Source organism: Planococcus sp. ISL-109, assembly GCF_018613655.1.
Taxonomy (GTDB): domain Bacteria; phylum Bacillota; class Bacilli; order Bacillales_A; family Planococcaceae; genus Planococcus.
The window spans coordinates 90,192-116,799 of the sequence record NZ_JAGGPW010000001.1 but is presented as its reverse complement, the minus strand read 5'-3'; the positions used below and the strand labels follow the sequence as shown (position 1 = coordinate 116,799).

The 26,608-nt window shown below is 47.1% G+C and carries 31 protein-coding genes and 2 riboswitches; of the genes, 16 read left to right on the top strand and 15 right to left on the bottom strand.

From position 1 onward, the window contains the following. Positions 1-200: 200 nt before the first annotated feature. A riboswitch (TPP riboswitch) is annotated at positions 201-301 on the top strand. A gap of 89 nt (positions 302-390) precedes the next feature. The 7 genes from tenA (at position 391) to J7E21_RS00505 (ending at position 5,895) form a co-directional block, all read left to right on the top strand. Next, the gene (gene tenA / locus J7E21_RS00535) at positions 391-1,086 is read left to right on the top strand and encodes a thiaminase II (RefSeq protein WP_215103741.1); all 696 of its coding nucleotides are present in this window, start codon (positions 391-393) and stop codon (positions 1,084-1,086) included. Beyond that, the gene (thiM, locus tag J7E21_RS00530; RefSeq protein WP_215103739.1) at positions 1,076-1,837 is read left to right on the top strand and encodes a hydroxyethylthiazole kinase; all 762 of its coding nucleotides are present in this window, start codon (positions 1,076-1,078) and stop codon (positions 1,835-1,837) included. The genes tenA and thiM overlap by 11 nt, the downstream gene beginning before the upstream one ends. Beyond that, positions 1,827-2,705, top strand: a complete 879-nt coding sequence (gene thiD / locus J7E21_RS00525) for a bifunctional hydroxymethylpyrimidine kinase/phosphomethylpyrimidine kinase (protein ID WP_215103737.1) — start codon at positions 1,827-1,829, stop codon at positions 2,703-2,705. Before thiM ends, thiD begins: the two co-directional genes overlap by 11 nt. Then, the gene (gene thiE / locus J7E21_RS00520) at positions 2,650-3,297 is read left to right on the top strand and encodes a thiamine phosphate synthase (protein WP_251047729.1); all 648 of its coding nucleotides are present in this window, start codon (positions 2,650-2,652) and stop codon (positions 3,295-3,297) included. The genes thiD and thiE overlap by 56 nt, the downstream gene beginning before the upstream one ends. Next, complete coding sequence (thiW, locus tag J7E21_RS00515; protein WP_215103735.1) at positions 3,294-3,782, top strand: energy coupling factor transporter S component ThiW; 489 nt, start codon at positions 3,294-3,296, stop codon at positions 3,780-3,782. Before thiE ends, thiW begins: the two co-directional genes overlap by 4 nt. A 125-nt stretch (positions 3,783-3,907) precedes the next feature. Then, a complete protein-coding gene (locus J7E21_RS00510) occupies positions 3,908-4,462 on the top strand; it encodes a TetR/AcrR family transcriptional regulator (protein ID WP_215103733.1) in 555 nt (184 codons plus the stop codon). 101 nt (positions 4,463-4,563) lie between these two features. Further along, positions 4,564-5,895 (top strand): MATE family efflux transporter, encoded by a 1,332-nt coding sequence (locus tag J7E21_RS00505; protein ID WP_215103731.1) that lies wholly within the window; start codon positions 4,564-4,566, stop codon positions 5,893-5,895. 154 nt (positions 5,896-6,049) lie between these two features. Here the strand turns inward: J7E21_RS00505 and J7E21_RS00500 are convergent, their stop codons facing one another. Then, the gene (locus J7E21_RS00500) at positions 6,050-6,217 is read right to left on the bottom strand and encodes a hypothetical protein (protein ID WP_215103729.1); all 168 of its coding nucleotides are present in this window, start codon (positions 6,215-6,217) and stop codon (positions 6,050-6,052) included. Positions 6,218-6,378: 161 nt separating this feature from the next. On the opposite strand from J7E21_RS00500, the gene J7E21_RS00495 reads away from it, so the two are divergent. Next, entirely contained in the window at positions 6,379-6,843 is a 465-nt protein-coding gene (locus J7E21_RS00495; protein ID WP_215103727.1) for an SRPBCC family protein, read from the top strand. A 104-nt stretch (positions 6,844-6,947) separates the two neighbouring features. Here the strand turns inward: J7E21_RS00495 and J7E21_RS00490 are convergent, their stop codons facing one another. Beyond that, complete coding sequence (locus J7E21_RS00490; RefSeq protein ID WP_215103725.1) at positions 6,948-8,903, bottom strand: hypothetical protein; 1,956 nt, start codon at positions 8,901-8,903, stop codon at positions 6,948-6,950. A 63-nt stretch (positions 8,904-8,966) separates the two neighbouring features. Further along, positions 8,967-9,290, bottom strand: a complete 324-nt coding sequence (locus tag J7E21_RS00485) for a hypothetical protein (RefSeq protein WP_215103723.1) — start codon at positions 9,288-9,290, stop codon at positions 8,967-8,969. A gap of 176 nt (positions 9,291-9,466) precedes the next feature. Between J7E21_RS00485 and J7E21_RS00480 the strand changes: the two genes are divergently transcribed. The 5 genes from J7E21_RS00480 (at position 9,467) to J7E21_RS00460 (ending at position 15,989) form a co-directional block, all read left to right on the top strand. Further along, complete coding sequence (locus tag J7E21_RS00480; RefSeq protein WP_215103721.1) at positions 9,467-9,928, top strand: hypothetical protein; 462 nt, start codon at positions 9,467-9,469, stop codon at positions 9,926-9,928. A 70-nt stretch (positions 9,929-9,998) separates the two neighbouring features. Then, entirely contained in the window at positions 9,999-10,316 is a 318-nt protein-coding gene (locus J7E21_RS00475; RefSeq protein WP_215103719.1) for a hypothetical protein, read from the top strand. A 282-nt stretch (positions 10,317-10,598) separates the two neighbouring features. Beyond that, positions 10,599-11,549 (top strand): ribose-phosphate diphosphokinase, encoded by a 951-nt coding sequence (locus J7E21_RS00470; RefSeq protein ID WP_215103717.1) that lies wholly within the window; start codon positions 10,599-10,601, stop codon positions 11,547-11,549. Between the two features lie 382 nt (positions 11,550-11,931). Continuing rightward, entirely contained in the window at positions 11,932-15,138 is a 3,207-nt protein-coding gene (locus J7E21_RS00465) for a cell wall-binding repeat-containing protein (RefSeq protein ID WP_215103715.1), read from the top strand. Between the two features lie 365 nt (positions 15,139-15,503). Then, positions 15,504-15,989, top strand: coding sequence for a hypothetical protein (locus J7E21_RS00460; RefSeq protein WP_215103713.1), 486 nt, complete (start codon positions 15,504-15,506; stop codon positions 15,987-15,989). Between the two features lie 64 nt (positions 15,990-16,053). Here J7E21_RS00460 and J7E21_RS00455 read toward each other — a convergent pair whose 3' ends face one another. From J7E21_RS00455 to J7E21_RS00420, 8 genes are all read right to left on the bottom strand, one after another. Continuing rightward, complete coding sequence (locus J7E21_RS00455; RefSeq protein WP_215103711.1) at positions 16,054-16,950, bottom strand: 3-hydroxyacyl-CoA dehydrogenase; 897 nt, start codon at positions 16,948-16,950, stop codon at positions 16,054-16,056. 256 nt (positions 16,951-17,206) lie between these two features. After that, entirely contained in the window at positions 17,207-17,470 is a 264-nt protein-coding gene (locus J7E21_RS00450) for a type II toxin-antitoxin system RelE family toxin (protein ID WP_215103709.1), read from the bottom strand. 4 nt (positions 17,471-17,474) lie between these two features. Further along, the gene (gene relB / locus J7E21_RS00445) at positions 17,475-17,687 is read right to left on the bottom strand and encodes a type II toxin-antitoxin system RelB family antitoxin (protein WP_215103707.1); all 213 of its coding nucleotides are present in this window, start codon (positions 17,685-17,687) and stop codon (positions 17,475-17,477) included. 130 nt (positions 17,688-17,817) lie between these two features. Continuing rightward, entirely contained in the window at positions 17,818-18,132 is a 315-nt protein-coding gene (locus J7E21_RS00440) for a DMT family transporter (protein WP_215103705.1), read from the bottom strand. Beyond that, positions 18,132-18,473, bottom strand: a complete 342-nt coding sequence (locus tag J7E21_RS00435; RefSeq protein WP_215103703.1) for a DMT family transporter — start codon at positions 18,471-18,473, stop codon at positions 18,132-18,134. The genes J7E21_RS00440 and J7E21_RS00435 overlap by 1 nt, the downstream gene beginning before the upstream one ends. 294 nt (positions 18,474-18,767) lie before the next feature. After that, a riboswitch (guanidine-I (ykkC/yxkD leader) is annotated at positions 18,768-18,863 on the bottom strand. Between the two features lie 66 nt (positions 18,864-18,929). Continuing rightward, the gene (locus J7E21_RS00430) at positions 18,930-19,544 is read right to left on the bottom strand and encodes an FMN-binding negative transcriptional regulator (RefSeq protein ID WP_215103701.1); all 615 of its coding nucleotides are present in this window, start codon (positions 19,542-19,544) and stop codon (positions 18,930-18,932) included. Positions 19,545-19,773: 229 nt separating this feature from the next. Next, positions 19,774-20,286 (bottom strand): spermidine/spermine N(1)-acetyltransferase, encoded by a 513-nt coding sequence (paiA, locus tag J7E21_RS00425; protein ID WP_215103699.1) that lies wholly within the window; start codon positions 20,284-20,286, stop codon positions 19,774-19,776. A 21-nt stretch (positions 20,287-20,307) separates the two neighbouring features. Then, positions 20,308-20,760, bottom strand: a complete 453-nt coding sequence (locus J7E21_RS00420) for a MarR family winged helix-turn-helix transcriptional regulator (protein ID WP_215103697.1) — start codon at positions 20,758-20,760, stop codon at positions 20,308-20,310. Between the two features lie 94 nt (positions 20,761-20,854). On the opposite strand from J7E21_RS00420, the gene J7E21_RS00415 reads away from it, so the two are divergent. From J7E21_RS00415 to J7E21_RS00405, 3 genes are all read left to right on the top strand, one after another. Continuing rightward, positions 20,855-21,472 (top strand): YczE/YyaS/YitT family protein, encoded by a 618-nt coding sequence (locus J7E21_RS00415; protein WP_215103696.1) that lies wholly within the window; start codon positions 20,855-20,857, stop codon positions 21,470-21,472. 132 nt (positions 21,473-21,604) lie between these two features. Then, the gene (locus J7E21_RS00410; protein ID WP_215103695.1) at positions 21,605-21,796 is read left to right on the top strand and encodes a hypothetical protein; all 192 of its coding nucleotides are present in this window, start codon (positions 21,605-21,607) and stop codon (positions 21,794-21,796) included. 24 nt (positions 21,797-21,820) lie between these two features. Then, positions 21,821-22,195, top strand: a complete 375-nt coding sequence (locus J7E21_RS00405; RefSeq protein WP_215103694.1) for a hypothetical protein — start codon at positions 21,821-21,823, stop codon at positions 22,193-22,195. Positions 22,196-22,218: 23 nt separating this feature from the next. Here the strand turns inward: J7E21_RS00405 and J7E21_RS00400 are convergent, their stop codons facing one another. The 4 genes from J7E21_RS00400 to J7E21_RS00385 all read right to left on the bottom strand — a co-directional run bounded on the left by J7E21_RS00400 (position 22,219) and on the right by J7E21_RS00385 (position 26,329). Further along, complete coding sequence (locus J7E21_RS00400) at positions 22,219-23,040, bottom strand: CPBP family intramembrane glutamic endopeptidase (RefSeq protein WP_215103693.1); 822 nt, start codon at positions 23,038-23,040, stop codon at positions 22,219-22,221. Between the two features lie 555 nt (positions 23,041-23,595). Beyond that, positions 23,596-25,113 (bottom strand): multicopper oxidase domain-containing protein, encoded by a 1,518-nt coding sequence (locus tag J7E21_RS00395; RefSeq protein ID WP_215103692.1) that lies wholly within the window; start codon positions 25,111-25,113, stop codon positions 23,596-23,598. A gap of 87 nt (positions 25,114-25,200) precedes the next feature. Further along, entirely contained in the window at positions 25,201-25,653 is a 453-nt protein-coding gene (locus tag J7E21_RS00390) for a DUF305 domain-containing protein (protein ID WP_215103691.1), read from the bottom strand. Positions 25,654-25,705: 52 nt separating this feature from the next. Continuing rightward, positions 25,706-26,329 carry a YdhK family protein gene (locus tag J7E21_RS00385; RefSeq protein WP_215103689.1) on the bottom strand — a complete coding sequence of 208 codons (624 nt, stop codon included), beginning with the start codon at positions 26,327-26,329 and terminating at the stop codon, positions 25,706-25,708. Positions 26,330-26,608: the final 279 nt, after the last annotated feature.

Below are 26,608 nucleotides of genomic sequence, written 5' to 3'. Positions count from 1 at the left end.
GAGCCGATGCAGTGAGACAGCTGGTTTTGCTGGCTCAATGCGAAAGCTCAACCCAAAGCGAAGCTGCGGCTCACCTGAAGATGAATCATCGAACCGTGTTACCCTTACTATCATTACAGTCACCAACCACTTCAAATTCACAAAGTTTTGAATTCGGCGGCAAGCTATGATATAGTAATGCCGACAACAACTAAATATCGCTATTCCACTAGGGGAGCCATTTTGGCTGAGACGGACATTGTCCGGACCCTTTGAACCTGATCTGGATCATACCAGCGTAGGGAAGTGGGCGAGTTGTGAGCTTTCCTCGAATTTTCAGCTGACCTCTATCGCCGCTTCCCTCAATTGGGAAGCGGTGTTTTATTTTGCCTAAAAAAAGGAGAGAGCGACATGACATTTTGTGAAGAAATACGCTTGGAATGTGCAGACTTATGGAACGCCAGTTTTGAACACCCGTTTGTCGAAGGGATCGCGGAAGGCACTTTGCCGCTCGATGTCTTTAAATTTTACGTTATGCAAGACGCCTATTACCTGACGCATTTTGCGAAAGTGCAGGCACTCGGCGCAGTGAAAGCGACTGATCTAGCGACGACGCAATCATTCGCGCACCACGCAGAACAGACATGCGCTGCGGAGATGGCGCTTCATGAATCGTTTATGGAACTGCTCGGCGTCACACAACAGGACTGGGAAATATTCGAGCCGTCGCCTCATGCATATGCGTACGTATCGCATATGTACCGCTCGGCACAAGGCAATCTTGCGGATGTGCTAGCAGCGCTGTTGCCGTGCTACTGGCTTTACTTTGAAATCGGCGAGCGCTTGAAGACGGCGACGCCGAGTGAACCGATTTACCAGCGCTGGATCGCGACGTATGGCTCGGAATGGTTCGGTGAACTCGTCAATGAACAGATCGAGCGGATGAATATACTGGCAGAAGGTTTGCCAGATGTGCGCCGCAAGGAATTAAAGACTCATTTCATGAGAAGCAGCTATTACGAGTGGCAGTTCTGGCAGCAAGCGTGGACGATGGAAAGTTGGGAGCTTCCGGCTGTGACGGAAGCGAGTGTGAACCATGTTAAATGAATTGCGTGCACGTAAGCCGTTGATCCACTGCATCACCAATCACGTCGTCTCGAACTTCCAGGCGAACGGACTCTTGGCGCTTGGCGTGTCGCCGGTGATGGGCGATGAAGAGCAGGAAGTGGCGGAATTGACCGGCCACGCCGATGCCTTGTCGCTCAATATCGGCACGATTACCGAACGCTCGTTTAACAGCATGCTCATCGCAGGACATGCCGCCATGGAAAAAGGCATTCCGATTGTCTTGGATCCGGTTGGTGCCGGTGCAACCCTTTACCGGCTGAAAGCTGTGAAACGTTTACTCACGGAGTTGGACATCACCTTACTGCGCTGCAACGCTGGAGAACTGGCGGCCATTGCGGGAGCAAACTGGCAAGCGCACGGCGTCGATGCCGGGGAAGGTGAAGGAGATATTGCGGAACTCGCCAAACAAGTGGCGCATCATCATCAAACGATCGTCGCAGTCACTGGAAGAGTCGACGTGGTGACGGACGGTGAGCAGATGGAATGGGTAACAGCGGGTCACCCGTTAATGGCGTCGGTCACTGGGATGGGCTGCTTGCTCAGTGCGGTATTGGCCGCCTATTTGACAGATCCTGAAGCTGCACGAATCGAGACGATCACACAGGGGTTGCGGTTTTACGGAATTGCCGGTGAGCGTGCCGCACAATCTGCGTCAGCGCCGGGCAGTTTTCAGCTGAATTTTTTGGATGAACTTTCAACCAAACAGGAGGCGGTTCTGTATGAACAGTAAGCAGCAAGTATTGACGATTGCCGGATCGGATTCGGGGGGAGGCGCAGGCATTCAAGCGGACTTGAAAACCTTCCAGGAACTCGGCACATTCGGCTGTTCGGTCGTCACGGCGGTAACTGCGCAAAACACAACCGGCGTGCACGGCATTTACCCGATGGACCAGCAAGCAGTCAGGGAACAGATCGATGCGATCGGCAGTGATTTCGACATCCGCGCGGTCAAGACCGGTATGCTGTTTGATGCACGAATCATTGAAGAAGTAACACAGGGCATCAAACGCCACAATTGGAAAAATCTCGTTGTCGATCCGGTCATGATCGCCAAAGGCGGCGCCTCGCTGCTCCAGCAGGAAGCGGTCGAAGCCATCAAAACTTCACTCGTCCCGCTCGCCACGCTCATCACCCCGAACATCCCGGAAGCGGAAGTGTTGAGCGGCATCCGCATCACAGACGAAGAAAGTCGAAGACAAGCGGCCGAAGCGATTCTTTTGCACGGCGCACAGGCGGTTATCATTAAAGGCGGACATAGCACAGACCCTGACGTTGCGGAAGACTTTTATTTAGATCAGGAAGGAACGGTGCTGCTGTTGCGCTCAGAGCGGCTCGCGACGAAACAGACGCACGGAACGGGCTGTACGTTTTCTGCGGCGCTTACGGCGGAACTCGGCAAAGGCAAACCGGTGGAAGAAGCTTTATTCACCGCCAAGGAATTCATTCAAGCAGCGCTCGCCTATCCGCTCGGTATCGGCAGCGGCCACGGCCCGACGCATCACGCCGCTTACCGGGAAGCGATTGACAAGGAGGTGGTTCACCTTGTTCGACAATCCAGCGATTTATTTTCTAATGGGTACGCACAACGCCGGTACTAAAGAGCCGCTTGCACTGCTCAAGGAAGCACTCGAAGGCGGTATTACGCATTTCCAACTGCGGGAAAAAGGCGAAGGGGCTTTAACCGGAGCAGCACTCGAAGATTTTGCGGCAGCGTGCAAAACTTTATGCACGGATTACCAAGTGCCATTTTTCGTCAACGATGACGTCGACCTCGCGTGTACAGTAGCCGCAGACGGCATCCACATCGGCCAGGAAGATATGGATTGCGGGGCGGTGAGAAAGCGCATCGGCTATTCGATGGCGCTCGGCGTGTCGGTCCATTCGGTCAAACAAGCGAACCAAGCGCTGACTTGCGGTGCGACTTATCTCGGCATGGGGCCGGTGTATGGCACGCGTTCCAAAGCGGATGCAAAACCTGCGGCAGGCGTCAACGAAATCCGCAAAGTGAAAGCACAATATCCGCATGTGCCGATTATCGGAATCGGCGGGATCGAACCGCACAATGCGGAAGCTGTCTGGCAAGCCGGAGCATCGGGCATCGCCGTCATTTCATCCATCGCTCAGGCGGAAGACGTCATGGGGCAAATCCAGCGCTTCCAAGGCTCGATTCCGGGGAGGCGAGTCGGATGAATACGAAAAAGCTGGTCTTAATGGCGATGTTCGTCGCACTCGCCGTCGCTGGGTCCGCCTTTATATGGTTTCCTGCTGGCATCGCCCGCGCCTATCCCGTGCAGCACGCGATCAATGTCATCGCAGCAGTCGCGTTCGGCCCGGGACCTGCCGTCGTCATCGCCATGCTGACCGGAGCGGTGCGCGTATTGACCGGCACTGGCTCCTTGCTGGCGTTTCCCGGAGGCATGATCGGAGCGCTGCTCGCCGGCTTGTTTTACCAATACAGTGTTCGGCTCGGGTTCGCCGCAGCGGGTGAAATCATCGGCACCGGCATAGTCGCCTCGCTTGTCGCAGTGCCATACGCGCGCATCTTGATGGGGACGGAAGTCGGCGCCTTGTTCTTCATGCCGCCGTTTCTCGTCTCGAGCATCAGCGGCGCAATCCTGGGTGTCGTGTTGATGTACCGCTTGGAGAAAACGAAAGCCGGAGAGCTATTGACTTGATGGGTTTAAAGACTGGCTATTAGAGCCAGTCTTTTTTTGGGGAGGAAACCATTTCTCGGAACAGGATTTTGCTTGAACTAAGAAAACTATTATAGTATTATTAGTTTTCTAGAGGAGGTTCGAATGTGAAAACCAGAATCATGCAGGCATTTATCGAAGAAACCCGCAATAACGGCATCAAGTTTACGATGGATGATCTGTCGAAACGGCTCGGTATCAGCAAGCGCACCTTATATGAAAACTTTTCCTCCAAACTGGAGATACTCGAATCCATCATCGACCTGACTTTCTTGGAGCATGAAGAACGCTCGCGCGCAATCAGAGAAGATGAAACCTTGAGCCTGGAAGAGAAAATCCATCAAACGATATTGATTATCCCCAACCACAGTGAATTTTACGATTTGCGTGTTTTGGAGCAGTTGAAACGCTATTACCCGGAGCAATGGGAGCGGGTCGACCGGGAGTTGAATCAATGGGATGAGTTAAAGCAATTGCTTGAAGAAGGCATGAAATCCGGCCTTATCAAAGAGCAAAACATCGATTTATTAGTCAAGATGATTTTGAACGTCGTCAATATTTCACTGGATCAACAGTTTTTTTCCGAACAAAGCATTTCTGTTAAAGAGGCTGTCGAATTGATGAGTGACTTATTGATGCACGGTTTCATGAAAAAAGGTTAGAGAGGTGCTGGCTGTCGCAGGCCAGTATTTTTTGGACCGTTAGAAAACTAAAAAAACAAAAAAAGTTTTCGGTAGTTTTGGACCGAGGAGGAGCATCAATCATGAAAGAACAGCACACCGTGCACCGGCTTGACACGGATCCGGTCAGCAAATCGTTTATCCGTTATTTAGTGCCGTCGACCATCGGCATGTTGCTGATGGCAGTCAATATTGTCGCCGACGGGATTATGGTCGGCAATCGGCTCGGGCCGGTCGCGCTGGGCGGTGTCGGCATTGCCGTACCTGTTTACACACTGTTTGTCGCAATGTCGCTGTGGATCGGAGTCGGTGGAGCTACCCGCTTTTCCGCGCTTATGGGAGCCAAGCGGGCGGATGAGGCGCGCATCGTATTCTCGCATGCCATCGTGTCGATTTTCGCGGTCACGCTCCTCATCGGGTTGCTGGCATTTCCGTTCCGGACAGAGCTTGCCTATTTGCTCGGCGCGAATGCCGAGACTTATCCATACGTCGCGGATTATTTGTACTTGATGCTATTGTTCGGTTTTGTCTTTACGCTGGAGAATGCCCTCAGCATTATGGTCCGCAATGACGGCAGCCCGAATTTGGCGATGGTGTCGCTTGTCACGACTTCCTTGCTGAATATCGCGCTGAACTATATTTTTCTATTCATTTTGGACTTCGGCGTCATGGGTGCTGCGGCTGCGACTTTAATCGCAGCGTTTATCGGGATGCTGGTCCTCTGCACGCATTTCTTCAAAAAAAGCAATAATTTGCGGTTCGTGCGTTTTAAGTTGAACCGCAAGCTGATGCTATTGATCTTAGTGATCGGCTTCCCGAGCTTTCTAGCAGAAGTCGGCATGTCGGTGTTCACCATCTCGCATAATAATGTGTTCGAGCGCTTAGCCGGCACATCCGGAGTTTCTGCATTTGCGATTCTCAATTATGTACACAGTGTCATGCTTCTCATGTTTCTCGGCATGGGCTCGGCGATCCAGCCGTTGGTCAGCTATTATAGCGGAGCGCAAGACCACGCGAAAATCAAAAAGACGCTTCAGTTGGCGATTGGAACAGCTGTTACGGCGGGCGCAGTTTTTTTCTTGATCGGCCAGTTTTTCGCGGCTTCCATTGCGGGTGTTTTCGGTGATTTTCCAGACTCCGTGCTGGACTTGGCAGTTCCGGGCATTCAACTGTTCTTTATCGGATACCTGTTCATGGGCACGAACTTCGTCATGATGACGTATTACCAGTCGACCGGAAATATCCGCATGGCGACATGGATCACCGCTGCACGTGAAATCGTGGTGCTGCTGATTTTGCTGACCATTCTCCCGGTGTTCTTTGGTGTCACGGGGGCATGGCTTGCGATTCCGATCTCGGAATTCATCGTCCTGCTGACCATCATCTATTATCAGCGGAAATGGAGTGCTGAATGAGACAGAAAGCCTCCAAAAGAGCGTCCGGAAGCTATAGCCATTCCAAGCGATCTAATAGTTTAATAAATTTCAGTCCAGTTTTTCCACAAGCCGAAATTAAAAACGAGACCCTGTTTGAGCGATTGCGCCAAACGGGGTCTCGTAGATTTGAACCTTATTTCAGTGCTTTAATAATGAAAGTCGTCGGGAATCTCTGCGCTTTGTACAGCGAATAGTAACGATCCAACAGTTCCGCTTCCACATGTTTCAATTCAGCAGGCACATCGGTTTCCACCACTTGCTCAATCACAAATCCCGCTCTGATCGATGCATTCAAATACATGCTGAACTTGCGCTGCGTAATCGGTCATGCCTTCTTCCTGATAGGACCCTTCCAACAACAACTAGCCTTGGACTAAAGAAGGCGGGCAAAGGGTAAGCAATGATAAGCGATCAACTATGAGTGAATATAAGCTGGCGAAAACGAGAAAAGAGGGGGACGCGATGCCGGAGATTCTCCATGAAACTTTCATTGAAGCCCCGATCGAACACTGTTTTGATTTGGCAAGAAGCATTGATGTGCATATGGTGACATTGGCAAAGACCAACGAACTGGCAATTGACGGGACGACGAGCGGTTTGATGGAACTCGGCGATTGGGTGACATGGGAAGCGACGCATCTCGGCGTCCGCCAGAAGCTCACATCGAAAATCACCGAGATGGACCGGCCGCACCGTTTTAGCGATGAAATGGTCAAAGGCGCTTTCCATTCGTTCACTCACACACATGAGTTCACAGCGGATAGAGGCGGGACAATCATGAAAGAGCGCTTTTCCTACCGATCGCCTTATGGAATCATCGGCAAGCTCGCCGACAAACTGTTTCTCGAACGTTATATGACGCGATTCGTTATGAACCGGGCAAGTGAACTGAAGCGGATTGCAGAAGCGCAAAGCAGTGCGAAATAGTTTGTGTAATCCACTCGAATAGCAAAAGGAATACCCGTCAGCTGAGTTATCAGCTGACGGGTATTCCTTGAAAACGTTAAAACTTAAGGATAGCTAAGCACAAGTTAATTCGCATCTTCACTGATTTTTGGATTGTTGATCCTCGTAAAAGAACTGCTTAAGCTGTGAGGCTCTGGTGCTTTTTCCGCTTTTTGGACGGGCAGTGGAGGAGCTTGCTTTTGTATAAGCCCATCGGCAATCGCGCTGAAGCAGTAAATCAATATCATGAAGACAGCCAGCGGCGGAATAATCATCCAATATTGGTTAGTGGCAAAAACTTCCCGTGAAATGGCGATCATGCCGGACAGCTCGTATATTTCGGGAACCAGGCGCGGGGAGTCGGATTGCGAAAGGGCGCCCCCGACAAAAACAGACAAGATCCCTAAGTGAACGAACATCTGCAGCACTTGGACAATATGCTGCACCCACATTAACGCCAGTTTCGGCCACAGAGCGGGCTGGATATGCTTCGCCAAAATCCAGCTCATCGAACCGCCCATCAAAACAGAGCTGATGACGTATTCTTTTTTCAAAGTTTCATTCATTTCGTTGCCAATGGCACTAGTCGTGACGGGCAGCACCACCAGAGACATGATCAGCACTTGGTAAATCAGCCGCTCTGTTAAGGTGGTGTCCCATTCACCACGGCCGATAAGAACAGGAATCAGCAAAATGAACGTAAGCAAGGTCAGCGGCAAGAAATGCATGCCGTCTGCGATGGAATTGACGGCCTGGCGAATTCTGCGTGTAAAAAAGAAAGTGTAAAGAATGCCGAATAGGTAGCCGAAAAAGATTCGCAGCCCAGCGATGAGCAAGCTCAAAATGATGGTGGATTTCATGCCGACCAATAATTGCTGGGCGATCGAATAGCCGTAAGGATCGGTGCCGAAAACCACTTGAGCAGAAGGCGCATGAGGAGCGCTGCTGTCAATGCCGCCATCTTGACCATAAAGATATTGGGTTTGGGCAATATGGTCTCCCGTCACAGCGGCGTACAGGAGGCTCGTCAGGAGAAGCCCCGCAACAAGCAATGCCGGAAGGAGGATTTTAGGTTTTCGGATAAAACGGGAGCGCAGCATCTGCATCTTATTTATCGAAAACAGTGAACGGATGCTGGACCGAATCTCCTGAAAGTCAAAAAGGCGCAGGTTGAATTTCTCGAACACAGCGTTCCGTTCGATTTCAAATTTTCTAAGCAGTACGAGCTCTATAACCGTGTAGATGAGAAAGAAGGGGATGAAAATGCTTAATAGAATAAAAGTGATTCCCTTCGGACTGAAGTCAGAGCGCAAATAATAGAGAATCCCATTCAGGCCGAACAAATATTCCACAATCAACAAAGTGGAAAGTGTCAGCCAGACGATCGATTTTGATTGATAAAATACGCTTTGCAACACATTAGATGTGCAATGCTTCCAAAGGATATCAAATTGGCTCAAGCCTTTTGAGCGCGCCAATTCGATATAAGAACGCTGCTGTTCTTGTTCATACAACAGGATAAAAAGCTTGAAAAACAACAGTGCAGGCAAGACCGCGAGGCACAAAACAGGCGCCAAGTAAATTCGGTCATCCCCCAGGCTGTAAAAGCTAAGCAGCAAAATGCCGGTTTTTTGGAAAAAGAACAAAACCGCAATTTGGATCAGGAATATGTAGGCGAAATCGGGAAACGATTCAATGATTTTCGCAGTCCGCAATAAGAAACCTTTGATGGCACCGTCCGTTAATAACACGATAAATGATAGGATAAAGGCCAGAATAAAGGCTAATGCTAAAGCCATGAATAAAATAGGCATCGAATACAAATAAGGTCCGCTTAAGAACTCCGAAAAACTGACAGGCCAAGTTTCAAAGCTTAAGGGGTTTTGGTAGTGCAGCGTCCATTCTGCAGGCGTGAAAAAAGCGGCGAACACTTGCTGCAAAGCCGTCAGATAAGAGCGGAAATCCAAAAAAGAAGCGCCGCCGAATAAGGCAGGCGTGGCACTGATCAAGACGATGCCGATCACTCCGTATATAAACTTCATGAAAACCTCCAGCAACCGTTTCATTTCTTCCACCTCTATGAAAAGTAATTAAGAACCGATCAATCAATTCAAAAAATAGTCACGATACACAAAGAACGTAATTCCTACCATTAATAATAAGTATAAAACCGCGCCAATCAATACATAGGACCTGTCGGTGACTGGGGTTGTCTGTTCCATCCGGATGCCGGTAGATCCTTGGATCGACATATCCAAATGGCGGCTTGCCATCCCGCCATTCGATTTGAAAAAGTAGACGAGTACTACCGCGAGCCCGGCGAAGGGAATAGCGATATCCAAAAATCCGAGTGGCAGAAAAAAGGCAGCGATCCAATTGCCGAATGCCAACACGAGAATGGTAATCGAGACAACGAGTATATTGTTCATACGTACCTCCAATTAGTATATTTTGAAAAAAATGTTAATATCCCTAACATATCTATACGGTATAATGAAAATATGGTTTCAAAAAAGCGGAATTTTCTCTCAATGAATGGTTGATATTCATGGTTCTAAGCACTTTGATGCAGGTGCTTAATTAGAGTGAAGGAGTAGGAGAGCGCATGAATCAAACCCATTCAAGAAAAAACGACAATAGGAAAATGTTGCCTTATCTAGTGTTATTGGTATTCACGTCTTTTATAATTGCGCACCTGAACATCTTTCCGGGAGCGGTCAGTTTTGAGCAGGTGCGTGAAGGAATTACCATCACACAAGGAAGCATCGAGAAAAGCACAGTGACGGTGAATGTCGAGGACTACGAAACGAGCGACTGGCTGCGTTTAATCGCCATGGAGACCGACATCAATACGCTGCAACAATACTTGGCATTCATCTCCTTGCTCATTCCGGTGAGCTTATACTTCATTATCGAGCACAAGCGCATCAAGCTGTTCCATCTGAGCGCGAAAGTGAAACTCATAAGCTTCGCATCGGTGTTCTTGCTATTGTATCTAGCGCTGGCCTTTGGATATGTCGAGGTGCTGGAACGGATTGATGAAAATCTGGCGGTCATTCTTGGATAACAGTAGAGGAGAACATTATGATTCATCGAAGAATGTTAAACAAAGAATAGGTTAAAGGGGAGAACAAGATTTGCCGCTGTGGGCTTCTGCCGCCTTTACGCTCATTTTGGGGAGCGTGGCGATTCAAAATATATATGTAGCATTCAAGCCGTTAAAAAATGGCGAAAAGCGGGAGTTGGATGAAGGATTTTCATACGGAGACGGTCCCTTCGCTGTGCTCGGCTTGTTCTTCACCTTTGCATTTTGGTGCAGCGAGAAGTTTTTTCCGGACAGATATCAGCTATTGGCTTTTCGCATGGTGTCCTTATTGATGGCTGCTTCGTTGATTGGGTTAATCTTTTTAGTTTGGTATGCAGATGTTGTGATGGAATTTTTGTTGAGTGAATAACAAAGTCCAATCGAACGCTCTTTGAATTTTTACTGGTTTTGCGGAATATCTAGAGCTGAGATTTTTTAGTTCAACTTATCTTGCATTGATTCATAACAATTATAGGACAAAAAACGGCGGAGTTTTCTACCCGCTGTTTTTTGTCTTTGTTGGCTATTGCATTAGTAAAGAGATATCATGAAACTAACTGATACAAGCCACATGATGAAAGTCTACCTTCATGGGAAACAGTCAGCTATCAAGTTTTACAAAATCAGTATTTGCTGAAAGGGGAGCTGAAATATGGCTTATCAATTAAGAAAAAACTTCAAGCTTTTTTCGTTGAATTCAAATCCGGAATTGGCTCAGGAGATTGCAGATAAACTCGGCTGTGAGCTAGGCAAAAATTCCATTACCCACTTTAGCGATGGGGAAATTCGAATTCATATTGAAGAAAGTGTCCGAGGTGCAGAAGTCTACGTGGTCCAGTCGACATCCCAACCGGGGACTGAACATGTCATGGAACTTTTGATCATGATCGATGCACTGAAGCGGGCATCAGCGGATAGCATCACTGTGGTCATGCCTTATTACGGTTACGCGCGCCAAGACCGGAAAGCGAGTTCCCGCGAACCGATCACGGCTAAATTGGTGGCCAATATGCTCGTGAAAGCGGGGGCTACACACATCATCACAATGGATTTTCATGCTCCACAAGTGCAAGGTTTCTTCAACATACCGGTAGACCAGTTGCGGGGCGGAAAGATTTTATCGGAACACTTCTCCAATAAGAAATTGGAGGACGCCATCGTGGTGGCGCCGGACAATGGAGGGCTGGGAAGAGCCCGTAAGCTGGCAGACCATTTGGACGTGCCGATCGGCTTTATCGATAAACGCCGCATGCAGCCGGGCGAGCCCGATTCGATGAATATTGTCGGCGATATCCAAGGCAAGAATGTCATCATCATTGTGGATATCATCGATACCGCAGCTACGGTTTCTTTAGCTGCCAATCTCCTCGTGGAAAATGGTGCGAAAGGTGTTTATGCCTGCTGTACACATGCGGTCCTATCGGGCGATTCAATTCAAAGAATCGAAGAATCCGCCATTACGGAACTGGTAGTCACCAATACCATCCATATACCTGAGAATAAACGCATTCCGAAAATCACCATTCTTTCCGTCGCTCCTTTGTTGGCTGAAGCGATCGAACACGTCCACAACGAAAAATCGGTAAGCCCGTTATTTGAATAAAAGTCGATGGTCAGTGGAAGAAGAGCAGCATTGAAACTGAACGGATCGGCTGAAAGAACCATTCTAATATTGTTGATCACTGTAATTTAGTGAGAACTATTTAATTAGATCTGTGAATGAAATATCTGTTGTATTGAACCCCAAATGGGAACGCTGTTTCAAAGCAGCCTTCATTTGGGGTTCGATTCGTTTATAAAACAAATAGTTTTTTTCTGCGTCATTTGAACCAAATGAATTTGAAGGAAAGGTGAAATTATATATAAAAAATTTACAATATTAGTGATTTTTGTATACATACTCTCTACACGTTATATAATGGACTGAAGTATATTCAAATACATATGATTGGTGGTTAATAATAATGGTAAGAAGGTCCAGCTTAATGAAGAAAGTAATTATGTTCACTGTGTTTTTAATGATGTTCCAATTAGTTTCTGGAATGGTGCCGGTGTTTGCTGAAGGAGATTCGACGCCTCCAGTTGTAAAGAGTGTGAATATCAGTCCTAAGGAAGCGTCTGTAGGAGAAACAATTACATTTAGTGCGGATATTGAGGATGATATATCTGGGGTGAGAAGTGTTTATATGGCTTTTTCTTCGCCATCAAATAGCAGAGATTTAAGTCTTACTCTGAGATATAACGATGAAACTGGATTGTATGAAGCAACGCACAGGGTTGCAGAGGCTGATGAAGGAGGACTATGGAAGTTTATATATATAGGTGCCTTTGACCAAGTCGACAACTATGAGAGTTACCGAGCATATGATTTTGAAAACAATTTAGATTTTCGTATTCATAATGAGAAAGGAGATTCTACACCTCCAGTAGTAAAAAGCGTAGATATCAGTCCTAAGGAAGCGTCTGTAGGAGAAACAATTACATTTAGTGCGGATATTGAGGATGATATATCTGGGGTGAGAAGTGTTTATATGGCTTTTTCTTCGCCATCAAATAGCAGAGACTTAAGTCTTACTCTGAGATATAACGATGAAACTGGATTGTATGAAGCAACGCACAGGGTTGGAGAGGCTGATGAAAGGGGACTATGGAAGTTTACATATATAGGTGCCTTTGACCAAGTCGACAACTATGAGAGTTACCGAGCATATGATTTTGAAAATAATTTAGATTTTATAATTCAATCAGGAGAAAGCGACTTAGAAAATACATCAATCAACGATCCTGCACTTCCGTACGCAGTCGTTACTAAAAACGAAGCATGGATAAACAAAACCATCGATAAGGATCTCTACATCGGTCCGAACTCGACAATCACCATAGCCGATGACGTGACCATCACAGGAAACGTATACGTCTACGGAACACTAATTACACATGGTGGCCTGAGTATTGGCGGCACTTTGAATGCTAAAACTGTAACGTATGGTTCGACTTCTTATGCGGCTCCTGGAGCAGTAAGAATTGTCGGTTGGTCGAACTCGATCCGCTCGACCAAAGTTTCGAACCAAGCGTACCCTGTTCCGTTCAATATCTATAGTGAAGGTTTAACAAACGAAACGGATACTGCAGTGATAGAGGGGAAAACCTTGCCGTTCCTGGATGTGACGATGCAAGGAAATCCAGTTTCGCTCGAAGCGGATGGATCTTTTAAAGCAACAGCAGAACAAGTTACGTCTGACGGTATTCAGTTCAACCTGAGAGATGTTTTTGGGAATAATATGAAAAAAGAGCTTGCGGTGACAGATGTTGTGCCGCCAGCAGCAGTTCAGAATTTCACTGTTTCAAAAACAACTCCTACTGAAATCCAAGTTTCATGGGATGCGAATTCCGAGCAAGATTTAAAAGGCTACGAAGTATATCTGAATGGTGAATTAGCGGACACACTACCTGCTGAGACTCTTGAATATACTTTTAGTAAGCTTCAAGAAGGTACTGCATACGAAGTGGCGATAGCGGCAGCTGATTTCAGCGATAATGTCAGTAAAGTTATTGAAACAACCGGTACTACCTCACTTTCAAAGCCGACCGTAAATCCAGTTAGTGACAAAGCAACTTCTGTCACTGGACAAGCTTTTCCTGGAACAACGGTATCAGTTGAAAAAGGAGACTCAGAAATTGGTTCAAGTTCTGTAAATTCAAATGGTGAATTCAACATCGAAATTCCAGCTCAAAAAGCGGGAACGGAACTGTACGTATTTGCAAAGAATAAATCAGGAATTATCAGCGATAGAACTAAAATTACTGTTGAGGACAAAACGCCACCGGCTACCCCAACAATAAAAGAAGTAACGGATAAATCAACAGCTGTAAAAGGGTCTGCAGAGGCAGAATCATTTGTCTCAGTGAAAGCTCAAGGAACCGAACTGGGCAAGGCTAAAGCAAATAAGGATGGAAATTTCGAAGTAAGTATTGCCAAACAAAAAGCGGGAACCAAGTTAAGCGTCACTGCGACAGACGCAGCTGGAAATATCAGTACAGCTGTAGAAACCACGGTCTCGGACGTGACCGCTCCTGAAATCCCGACAGTTAATCAAGTGACACATAAATCAACTGAAATTACGGGCTCTGCAGAAGCGTTCGGAGAAGTTTCAGTGATGAAGGACTCCGAGATTCTTGCGAGCGGAACAGCAACTGCTAATGGAAGCTACCTGATAGCTATTGATCCTCAAGCAGTCGAAACTAAACTTGAAGTATTTGTAACAGACCAAGCAGGAAATCAGAGTGTTAAAGCAAGTGTTCTAGTTGAAAAAGCACTGCCGGAAGAAACGGTTCGAATCTCGGGTGCCAGCCGTTATGACACGGCCGTTGCAATTTCCAAAAAAGGCTGGAAAACGGCTGATACGGTTGTGCTGGCGACTGCAAGCGACTTTCCGGATGCATTAGCGGGCGGTCCACTGGCGTTCCAAGAAGATGCGCCTATCCTTTTAACACGGACAGCTAGCTTAACCAAGGAAACTAAAGCAGAGATTGAGCGTCTCGGTGCCGAAAAAGTGATTATCCTCGGCAGCAAGGGAGCCGTCTCATTGGAAGTGGAAGCGGAACTTAAGCAAATGAAAGTGGTAATCGAACGGATCGGCGGTAAGAACCGTTTTGATACAGCAGCATTGATCGCGGACCGTTTGGATTCTGCAGAGGCAGTTGTTGCGTACGGATTCAACTTCCCTGATGTGCTTTCTGTTTCGTCCTATGCAGCAAAAAATGGCATTCCGATTTTATTGACTCGTGCCGATCGACTGCCGGCTGAAACGGCTGCTGCGCTCAAGTCGACGTCGAAAACTCATGTAATCGGAAGCATAGGTGCGGTTGGTGAAGCGGTATTTAATGCTCTTCCGAACCCAGTGCGCTATGGCGGCAAGAGCCGTTACGAGACAGGCTTTGAAGTGAACAGTAAACTGCAGATGGGTAATGAAAAAGCCTTTATCGCAACGGGCACAAACTTCCCGGATGCATTAGCCGGATCGGTCTTGGCGGCGAAAAATAATGCGCCAATCCTTTTGGTTAAAGGTGACACTATTCCAGAAGCAACAGCTGAACAATTGGATATGTATGAATCATATGTAATCTTCGGAGGAACTGGGGCAGTCGGTGAGACCGTGCGTGAACAACTGAATAAACAATTGAATAATTAGAAGAAGTACAAAACAGCAGACAACCCTGAGGGAGTCTGCTGTTTTTTCTATGGCTATAATTTGATAGAATTCTCCTTGGCATAGATGAATTGTACTCGAAGATTTCTACTTTTTAAAAGCACATCGTTTTTCAAGAAAAATATGTTAGAGTTAAAATGTGGGAATTAATGGTAGGGCGCGAATATTCAAGTGACAGCGGGTTTTACAAGCCTTTAACTGGGTGTTCATGATTTTTCCGATTGCCATAATCTTAATTTCAGTGTTGGCTTTCGTAGGATTATAAAAATATGAAACGCTTTCCTTATTTTACAAGTATATAGAATAAGCAGCAATATAATCAATCACGTGAAAAGGGTGGAGAGATTATGAAAAGATTTCTATACTATTTCGTCTGGACTTTAGCCATAGCACTCATCGTGTATTTAGGCTTGCAGCTCCAGCAAGTGTTGGACGACAGAACACAGATGACATTCAATCCAATTCCTTTTTGGATTTACGTGACTATTTTTCCGGTTGTCATCGGCTTATTATTGCGTACGCCTAAGTTCATGCTCGAAAGAAAAGAGCGCAAAATCAGCGGGTTCGATTGGAGTATGTTTCTGGCGGTCGGCATACCTGCATTCATCGTGTTAGCCTTATCCATCTTGCCTTTTTTGCCAATCGATACGGCATTTCCTGCATTCTACAGCCAAATTAGCCTGACGCTGTTCAGCAGCACAACGGCGCAAACCATCGCCGGACTCGTTTTCGGCTATATCTTATTGGATAGCTTTAAAAGTGAAGAGGCGGGGTTCCAGAAAACAACGACTGATTTTTTTGATGCCGTGATGAAATTCACTCCAAAAGGGTGATCGCATGAAATACGGAAAAACCGCAATGATATGTGTACACACAGCATTGCGGTCTTTTTCATTTTCAGCTCTTCAGGAAATCCTTGTCCAAAAAGCGCGGGTTCGGGTAATCGTAGAACCCTTTGCCGTTCTGTACGCCGTGGCGCCCTTTGTCGAGAAATTCCGTTTTCAAATATTCCGCGACTTTCGCAGCTTCTGCGTCGCCGGCGTTAGCTCTGGCGACAGACAAATGATACGGCGTGTTGATGCCGATGACATCGAGTATGGCGAAAGGACCCTTCGGCGCGCCAGTTGCGATCATCCACGTTTTGTCGACCGTTTCCGGGTCGGCGATGCCGTTGACGACCAAATACTGTGCGGAGTTCAAAAACGGCACGAGCAGTGAATTTAAAATATAGCCCGGCTGTTCTTTTTGGAGCGGAAGTGCGACCATGCCGATCGCTTCGGCGAATGCGACGACCTTATTGAAGACGGTCTCATTTGTTCCGCCGTGGCCCATGATTTCGGCGGTGTTGCTGCGCCAGATTTCATTGGCGAAATGCAGCGCCAGGAACTTCTCCGGGCGTCCGGTATGTTCAGCGAAAGTGCTCGGCAGCATTGTCGATGTATTCGTCGCAAAGACGGTCGATTCCGGTGCGACTTTCGCCAAGTTTGAGTAAAACTCTTTCTTGATGTCCAATACTTCAGGTACCGCTTCGATCATAAAGTCCGCTTTTTTCACAGCAGCTTCCAAATCCGTATGGAAGGACAGGCGGTCATATGCCGCATCTACTTCGGCATCGGTCGCCTTCAAGTCTTTCTTGAAATTCACTTTTAACACTTCGAAACGTTCTTTCGCACGAATCAATACTTCATCATTGAGGTCGTAGACTGCGACCTCGAATCCGTGAAACGCTGATTGAAACGCAATCTGGCTCCCCAATACGCCGCTTCCTGCAACTGTGATGTTCTTGAAATCCATTTCTTCCAGCTCCTTTTCAACAAATTGCACGAATGTAGTTCAGTTTGTGAAACAGTTGTGGCAATAACTAAGAAGGGAACTAACATCGTTCTACAAGGTCTTATGTAATTCATAATAGGTAACCACTGTAAGTTTCACAAGTAAACGAGCGTTCTCAAAAGCCAACGCTGTATGAAAATCACGAAGAGTTCAAATGAAAAACTGATCAGGTCACTAACTACGCAGCCTGATCAGAATTGAAATGAAAAATATCTATTCACTTATACACATCTTTGCGATGGCCGACATCAATAATCGTAATCAAGATTTCCTCGTCTTCGATAAGAGCCAATATGCGATAATCTCCCACACGATAACGCCATTTACCTTTGTGATCGGCAACCAGCGCTTTTCCATGGATTCGTGGATTTTCACAATCTGACAGGTTCTTCTCAATCCAGCCGATTAATAGGGCTGCTTGATAGCGATCCATCTTTTTCAATTTTTTCAATGCCGTATCCGAGAAACGAACCGTGTACATCGAATTACAATCCCAGTTCTTTCTTCACATCATCCAGTGAGTGGGTCTTTTCCTCAGCGGCAAGAACGCGGTCGAAATTCTCCAAGTCGATGTCATCTTCAATCTTTTCGATGACGGCATTTCTCATCAAATCGGATACAGATGTCTTTTTCAGTTTGGCGTAATCGCGGATCAGCTGGTGGTCCCGGTCGTCCACTCTCAAGGTAATAGTAGCCATAATGAAGATGCCTCCTTTTGTAATACATTGTAATACGAAAAAGGATTGGGTTCAATAAATCAGTTTCAATTAAAGTCCTATTAATCACAGTATATACGCTTTTTGACTATCCCCTTATTAACGGGCGCTCTTACGACACGAGCTTCAATCCGACCGCAGATCCGAGCACCATCGCGATAAAGATTATGCGCCGCCAGTCTTTCGATTCGTTATAAAACAGCATGCCGATAATCGCACCGCCTGAAGCGCCGATGCCGGTCCAAACCGCGTACGCTGTGCCCATCGGCAAAGTTTCCATCGCAATAGCCAAGAATAAGAAGCTCGCGACAAACCCGCCGATGAGCATGGCGAGCGACTGCCATTTGCGGTCGTGATGCCATTTATTGATCATCGCGACGCCGACCATTTCAAAAATCCCTGCAAACATTAACGCTGTCCATGCCATTACGCTTCGCCCCTTTCCGCAATGTTATCCGGTGTCACTAATTTCAAGCCGACCACGCCAGCGAGCAATAAGCCCACGAGCAGCAGTTTCGCGACACTGATAGGTTCGTCGAAAAAGACGATTTCAGACAACACCGTGCCCGCCGTTCCAAGTCCGACAAACACCGCATACACCGTGCCGACCGGCAATTTGCTTCCGGCGTCGATCAGCAGCGTAAAGCTGATCCCGATCGCAACAGCCGTAATCAACCAGTCACCCAGCGAATCTGAATGCTTTAACCCCACAACCCACGCCACCTCAAACAGCGCAGCGATCAATACTTTTCCCCATTGAAGATTCATCAAAATTCCTCCTATAATATTAAATGAAATAATTGTTAATTGTTGGTGCTACACTAGTAAGCTTGGCAATGAATGAAGCAATATTATTAATACTTCACTGAAGATATGGAGCAAAATAGCGGAGACTCCCGCGGGATAGCGAAGTGCCGAAATCCACTCGGGCGGTAAGCCCGAGTTAGTTCGGCGCAAGCCCGCAGGAAAGCGCAGCTATTTTGCGGAATATCTGCCGGTGAAATAAATAATTCGACTGGCTCCCATTCAAAATAAAAAGCCCGGGAGAACTGTAAAAACAGTTTCTCCCAGGCTTTTGTCCCTCCGTGTCACAGCCAAAGCTGTGTGTTTTCTCTCGGACCAGGCCAGCAACGCTGCGGAACCCTAGAAAACCTTTTTTGCAATTCAATTACCTCTAGTTATATAAGAAACGGACGTTCACTTCAAGCAATAAGGGTTCGGAGGCTATGGACGCCTCTTGTCCATGACATCCGCCACTGCGTACGAAGCCGGATGATCCTCAGTTCGCAGCCCGTCAATGACGTTCTGGTAATCCTGCGCCGAGCGGTTTTGGCTCAATTTGTACGCAGCTTGAATCTCGGTGATCTTCAGCTTGAAGCCGACAATGCCTTTGATTTCCTTTTCCAGCATCTCAGCAGGTAAAGTATCCCACAACACCGGCTTGACGCGGTGCTGCTCATACGTCTCGAGCAGCGACACCAAATCCTGCCTCAACTCGTCTTCCGTCTGCAGACGTGCTGTACCGTAAACATGCGCCGCCTGGTAATTCCATGTCGGCACGTTTTCCTGTTCGTACCACGAAGAGGAGATGTAGGCATGCGGCCCTTGGAAAGTCACGAGAATTTCATCCGTTTCCTCCAATGTGCGCCACTGCGGATTGCCGTAAGCGAAATGTCCAGTCAGGAAATAATCATCCTGCTCTTTTTTCAGCTGCAGGGGAAGATGCGTCGCAATCGGCCGGCCTTTTCGCGTCGTGATGAGCGTGCCGAACGCATTCGCTTGAATAAACTCACGGATTTCTTCCGGATCTTTCACTTGATAATATTTCGGAATATACATGCTGCACCGCCTTAATAAAATAATATAATTTATAAATTATAGAAGAAAGAGTTAGTACTATTTTACAATCCATTTATTAGATGTGGAGCAAAACTGCGGAGACGCCTGCGGGAAAGCGAGACAGCTGAGACCCTGGACTGAGCGTAGCGAAGGAAGCGGCTCAGCGCTCGCCCGCGGCAAGCGCAGCAGTTTTGCGGAACATCATAGTAGGAAATAAACTCTAGCTATTCTAAAGAGTTTTCGTCAAAATCAAATCGGTTTGTTCGTCGTCGCCCATAAAGAACGAATGGCTGCCGGTTTTGACGAATCCTTTTTTCTCATAAAACGCTCTGGCATTGTCGTTATGCTCCCACACGCCGAGCCAGATTTTTTCTTTCCCTAACTCTTCCGCCATCTCGAACGCTTTGGCCATCAACACCTTGCCGACGCCGTTTTTCTGGAAGCGCTTCTGAATATAAATGCGCTCCAACTCCAGCGACTTGTCGTCCACCGGCTCAGTTTGCGCAGCGTCCGTGTTCAGTTTCAAATAGCCCGCCACTTCACCATCGACGAGTGCGAAATAGAAGTAGGAGTTCGGGTTCGCCAGTTCTTTTGCCAGCTTCGGTGCGTTATAGGCGGCATCTAGATATGCAGCCATGTTCTCAGGGCTGTTATGCTCATCGAAGGTTTCTTTGTAGGTGAGAATGCTGATGTCTTGCAGTTGTTGGACGTCGCTGGCAGTGCATTGTTTGATTGTTACCATATAGATTTGCTCCTTTAATGATTAATAATCGCGCTTATTGCCTTTTTTGACGGACTCCCAATCAGTTTCGATATTCTTGCGGATGCGGTGCAGATAGTCCAGGACAATCGCCGCTTCTTCGTCGGAAAATCCGTCGAGCGCCACATTGTTGGAATAGTCATTTTCCCGGATGATGATAGGGTAGACCCTTTCCGCTTTTTCGGTCGGATAAATCCGTTTGATTTTCTTGTTGTCGGGGTCACTATGCTTTTCGATAAAGCCGTTGTGCTCGAGCTTTTGGATCGCCCGGGTGGCAGTGGAACGGTCGACTTTGATGAGGTCGAGCAATTGCTCCTGAATGATGCCGGGGTTTTCGCAAATGCGGACAACATACAAATACTGCCCCTTCGTCAGCTCGAGCTCCTTGAATTCGATATTGCTGATGGAATCGAGGGCACGGGCAATCATGCCGATTTCTCGAAGAATTTCTGTCATGGGATGACTCCTTTTTATGTTGTAAATGCAACAAAAATCATTTATATTGAGTGTACAGAATCTTATCGGAACTTGCAATAAGGGGAGTGAAAAAATGAAATATCTTTTCTACGTGTTGGGGCTAGTGCTGTTATCACTCGGAATTGCCTTAACGATTCTCTCCAATCTCGGCACCTCGCCGTTTGATGCCTTATTGGTCGGGCTTGCATTCAATGTCGGGCTGACGGTTGGCAGCTGGGAAGTCATCGTTGCCGCCATCCTGATCGGCTTCAACGCACTCCTCAAGAGACAAAGGCCTGAAATACTGGGCATCATGACGGCCGTCATCTTAGGCATCAGCATCGACTTTTGGCTCTATTTCTTAAGCAGCAGCGTCACACCTATCGAATATTACAGCCAAATGCTGTTCTTCGGCGCCGGGCTTCTCACGATGGGCATCGGCACCGCGGTTTACCTGCACACCAATTTCGCGCCGATTCCGGTCGACCGCTTGACGCTGATTATAAAGGAACTGACCAAAACCAATTTGTTCGTCTCGAGAACGATTATTTATCTGGTGTTTTTGATGCTAGCGATATTGTTCAGCGGCCCGATCGGTATCGGAACAGTGTTGACGGTTTGTCTCGGTGGGCTCATTTTGAATGCATGTATGCCGGTGACTGCGAGAACATTGGACCGTGTGTTGCTTCCGAAAAGTACAGTTATGCACTGATATGTATCATGGGTGAATGTGGAAAAAGCAGCGTATTGCGAGACTACCATTAGAAGACTGGAAATTTGTAATGCTCCTTTATTTTTATCTTTAACATCAATTAAACTGGAGACGATCGGGGATGGGCAGCAGATGAAGGAATACCTGAAAGAAAATAAAGCGTACCATCTATCATTCTTAGCCGGAGCCGTTATCGCTTTAATAGCGGCAGGGATTTTTGCGGACGGTGCAGGATACAGCTTGGTCCCTTGGGTGCTCGGCGCATTTTTTGTCGGTGAAATTGTGAGGTTCATCGCTTGGCGGGTGGAACAAAAAGAGGATTGATAAATGTTCAGGGGGAGAAGCCGAATGAAAAAGCTCAACTTATTGTTTATAATGCTCGTGGTGTTAAGCGGTTGTATAGGTGAAGAAAAGCATCAGTATTCAGGAAACAGCGAAAGCTGGAGCATGACGTACGAAGTGGTCGCAGCAAAAAGCGGCAGCCAGCAAGTAGAGGGCGCGATCAATTACACTGGAGCGGGTTCGGCACCGGAAATGATCAATTATTCGATCGGCACAATATTAAAAAGCCAATCCGCTACAGGTATGCCGGCGAAAGATGGTGTTGTGACACTCGACAGTGGTAGATGTTTGGACTGCGGGATAATTCAAGAGCACTCGCCTATACAAGTCGAAATCACATGGGACGGGCAAACCGAGACATTCAGTTTAATGGAAGAATAATCATAAGTAGAAATTAGGCGCCACTATAGACTTTGAGGCTTGCTGAAGAAATACTTTCGGTCAAGCAAAAGAACGAATCCTCCGGCCAACGAAAACAGCCCCAGTATCCACAAATAACCAGTAGTGGTATATAAGACCGGGAAAATCCAGAAAAACAAGTTCATCTGGGCATGCAATAAGAGGACCCCTAAAATACTGCCATTGGTATGTTTGAACACCCAGGTATAGACAAAATTCGCTGTCATGATAGTTAAAATAAACGACCAGATCGGCGTTACATAAAACATGCCGGTTTTTTCATAAGGGACAAGAAATTGAGGAAGATGCCAGATGGCCCAAACAAACCCTAAGATCAAGGTAGACACAAAGGGGGAATATTTGGCTAGTAAGCGCGGCAAGGCATAACCCCGCCAGCCAAATTCTTCTTGTAAAGGACCACTAGTTAACAAAACGGCGAAGAAGATAAAAGGTAAAAACCAATACAAACCTTGTGCTTCAGAAGACGGAATAACTTGATCGATGAAAATGCTAATCAGGTATGCAATAAATATTAGCAATGGAAAAAGTAAAAGGATGATGGCCCACCATTTCTTCCCGAAGGTGTAATCCAGTCCTTTCTTTAACAAAGTTTTAATCCCCTGTTTCCCATTCTCTTTATAGACCAGAAACAGAGCGGCAACCAAAGGGCCCCAAGCCCCCAAAAAGCCGAGATTGGTCCAGATGACATCAGGAAGCACTCCCCTTTTACCGAGACCATCTGGAATCCAAAATAGCCATGTAAAACCCAATGTGATTAAAAAGAATTGTACAAGTTTCGAATGAGCAGAATCGATTGCTCTTTTCATCAGGTTCACCTCTCCTTTTTTTCTACGGAATAAAGCCGGAAAGTGAGGAAGAAATAAGAAATCTAAACGCCATATGAAATCGGAAGTTTCTTTTTTTTTTTTGAGCATTGCATCTCGTGGAAACTATGTAAATTTTCTATATCGTACCATTTTCGTCACTAGTGCTCTACTTTTCTATTATAAGTTGAACTAATAAATTTCCACTGTAGATATGGAGCAAAACCACTCCGAGAAAAGCTTTGCTCAACTCTCACTGCGTTCGAGCATCGCAAATAAATGCGCTCAGCTAAGCTTCGCTCATTCATTCCCTGCGGGGTCTCGGCTGACTGTCGCTGAAAAGAGCGCTGCTCGATTCTCGCTAGCTCAAACCTCGCAAGAAAACCGTTGCTCCCTTGGGAGTCTCCGTAGTTTTGCTCCATATCTGTTTGTTCGCAAATTGTTAGTGTTCAAGTAGTAGTGGTAATTCACTGATATTTCTTTGGTTCAACATATATAATAACGAGCGGTAAAAAAACAAGGCAGCTAGCGAAAATCCGCTAGCTGCCTTGTTCATGTCTAATACACTTCAACTTGCCCCATCATGCCGTTGTCTTCATGTTCGAGAATATGGCAATGGAAAACGAAGATGCCTTCTTCAGGGAACGTCACGAGCAATTTCACCCGTTCATCGGGTTCGACCAGCACGCTGTCTTTCAAGCCTTGCTCGTTCGGCTCCGTCTCTTTGCCGTCACGCGAAATGATTTTGAATTGGGTGCCGTGAATATGGAAGGGGTGGATCATGCCGCCCATCATATCCGGCCTATTATACACTTCCCATACTTCCGTGACGCCTCGTTCCTGGCGCAGATCGATGCGGTCCATATCGAATTTCTTGCCGTTGATCGTCACCATGTCCGCCATGCCGAATAGCTCGATTTCCTTGGTGACAGGCATCGCTTTTTCCTGTTCGCTCAGGAACGGCTCATCAACTGTCCGCATCTCAGTCGAACCGGCAGGGGAATCATCGAGAACTACATCAAACGGCAGCAATTCCGCGCCTTCGTCATTGAGGATGGCTAAAGACTCCTCATCAGTCATCGTTGAAAAATCGATAACAATTTCCGCGCGCTCCGAAGCGGCTAATGTCAGCGTATCGGTTTCAACAGCCTCATCCAATAAGCTGCCGTCCGAAGCGATTTGTGTGAAGGAGGCGCCGTTGCTCAAGCGGAATGTATAGTTTCTGGCATTGGCGCCGTTCAACAGCCGGAAGCGCATGACAGATTTGGTGACGGTCAGTTTCGGATTGATGGTTCCGTTGACCATGGAAATATCGCCCAGCGTTCCGTCAAAATTCATCAGCCGGTTATAGTTCAATTGCTGGTCTTCATCAAACAGCCGGTCCTGGAAAATGAGCGGGATATCATCGACACCGTAGTCATCAGGAAGCTCCGAATCAGAGCCAGCTGCCTCATCAATGAGCAGCATGCCGGAAAGGCCTTTGAATACTTGCTCAGCCGTCGTGCCGTGGACATGCGGATGATACCACAGTGTAGCGGCAGGCTGGTCGGCTTCTAAAGTGATGATCTGGCTGTCGCCAGGTTGGATTTCTCCGTGCGGGCCGCCATCTATTTCGCCTGGCACTTCAAGACCGTGCCAATGGAATGTAGTCGGCTCATCCAAATCATTGGTGATTTTGACGTCGACGCTTTCGCCTTCTTGCAATCTAACGGTAGGGCCCAACAAATTGCCGTTATAGCCATAAGTGTCAGTCGGAATCCCTGCGAAAAACTGGGTGCTGCCTTCCTGGGCGGTCACTTCATAATCGAAATCTTCGCCTTGCTGCTTTTCCAATACAGGGGGGATCATCAGCTCATTTATGCCTGAAGAGGATTCTAGGGCGGGGATATTCCCCTGATTCATCATGCCGCCCATCCCTCTGTTGTTCATGCCGCCCATGCCCCGGTTATCATTGTCTTCGCCGCGCATGTGATTGTTATTCATCGGTGAATCCTGTGATTGTCGATCGCTTTCCGTGTCGCTGCAGCCTATTAACACCAAGCTTAGAGTGAATGAGGTCAACATGATTTTTTTCATTTTCCATCGCTTCCTTCAAGTACGGTATTTTCGTAAATTCGTGGCCAGGCAGGCTCACCGTTATCTTTTTCGTTAGCACAAGAAGAATTATTCCTCATCCTCCAAGTCTTCAATAAGCCTTTCCATTTCTGCGATTTCTTCGCGTTGCGCTTGGATGATTTTGTCAGCCAGTTCCCGCACGCGCGGATCGGTAATGTTCGCGCGTTCGCTCGTCAAAATGGCGATCGAATGGTGGGGGATCATCGCTTTCATCCAGCCTTCATCTTCAATCAAAATCTGGCTGCGCACGAGCCATAACGACAGTGCGAAAATCAGCGCACTGCTCGCCAGTATGACGACATTCACTTTCTTGTTCTTATACATCGGCCACATGAACAGCAGCATGACAATCGCCATGACCGAACCCATGATCAGTGCCATGTAGAGTCTCGTTTCGCTGAACGTGACGTGGTCAAACTGAAAAACGTTCAAATACATCAGCCAGTACATCAAGAATGTCGACGTACCGATCATGATCCCAAACTTAAGATAATTATTCATCTTCTTCTCTCCTTTGGCAGTTTGTCATTTTAGAGCAATTGCTTGCGTTATGTTACTCGACCGGCGACAACTCATCTTCTGTCACCCATTTGTGGTTCATGACGCGGTCTCCGCCGCCCATCATGTCGAAATCGACCATATAAACGGTCGTCTGTTGTGCGGAATCGACAGTCGCCGTGGCGCCGTCCATGCCTTGCATATGATCAGCGTCAAGCACCACTTCATCTCCGGCTGCGAACGGCTGACCTCCCGCGTCTTCCAGTTCTTCGTGGATGACCCATTTATGGTTGCGTATCGGATCTCCGCCGTCCTCAGGCGTATAGCTGACCGCGTAAACAGTCGTGTCATAAGCACCGGCAATGGTCGCCTCCGCACCCATCATGCCTTGCATATGGTCCGTCTCGATAATGGCTTGGCTTCCGACTTCATAAGTTGGGTTTTGTGCTTCTTGCAAATTATCCGGAACTTCCCCGGAACCGGAGTGGTCCATTCCCATATGGCCATCTTCATCATCCATGAACTCATCCATTTGATCATACATGTCATCTGCATCCTGGCCCATATTGTCTTCCATTTGCTCGTTCATATCATTCGCTGTATCGTTTGCATTACAAGCACCCAACGCAACGGCCGCAACCACCGACAAAGCCGACATCATCAATTTATTCTTCGCCATCTTGAACCCCTCTTTTCTCTGAATTATCTTTAGAACCTTTGAGTGAATAAATTCTATTGCTAATCGCTTTATTAGCTCAATGGAAACTACTGAGCGGCTCAGCGCTCGCCCGCGGCAAGCATAGCTATTTTGCGGAATACCTAGACAAACACTCAAAAAGTCCAGCTTACTTATTAACCTACCCCCAACTAATGCAAATTCTGTGCAGGAAGCGTGACAGTTTTAAAGTAATGCGTTCAAATGAGGTCTTTAATCTGAATTTCAGCGGAAGTGCACAGA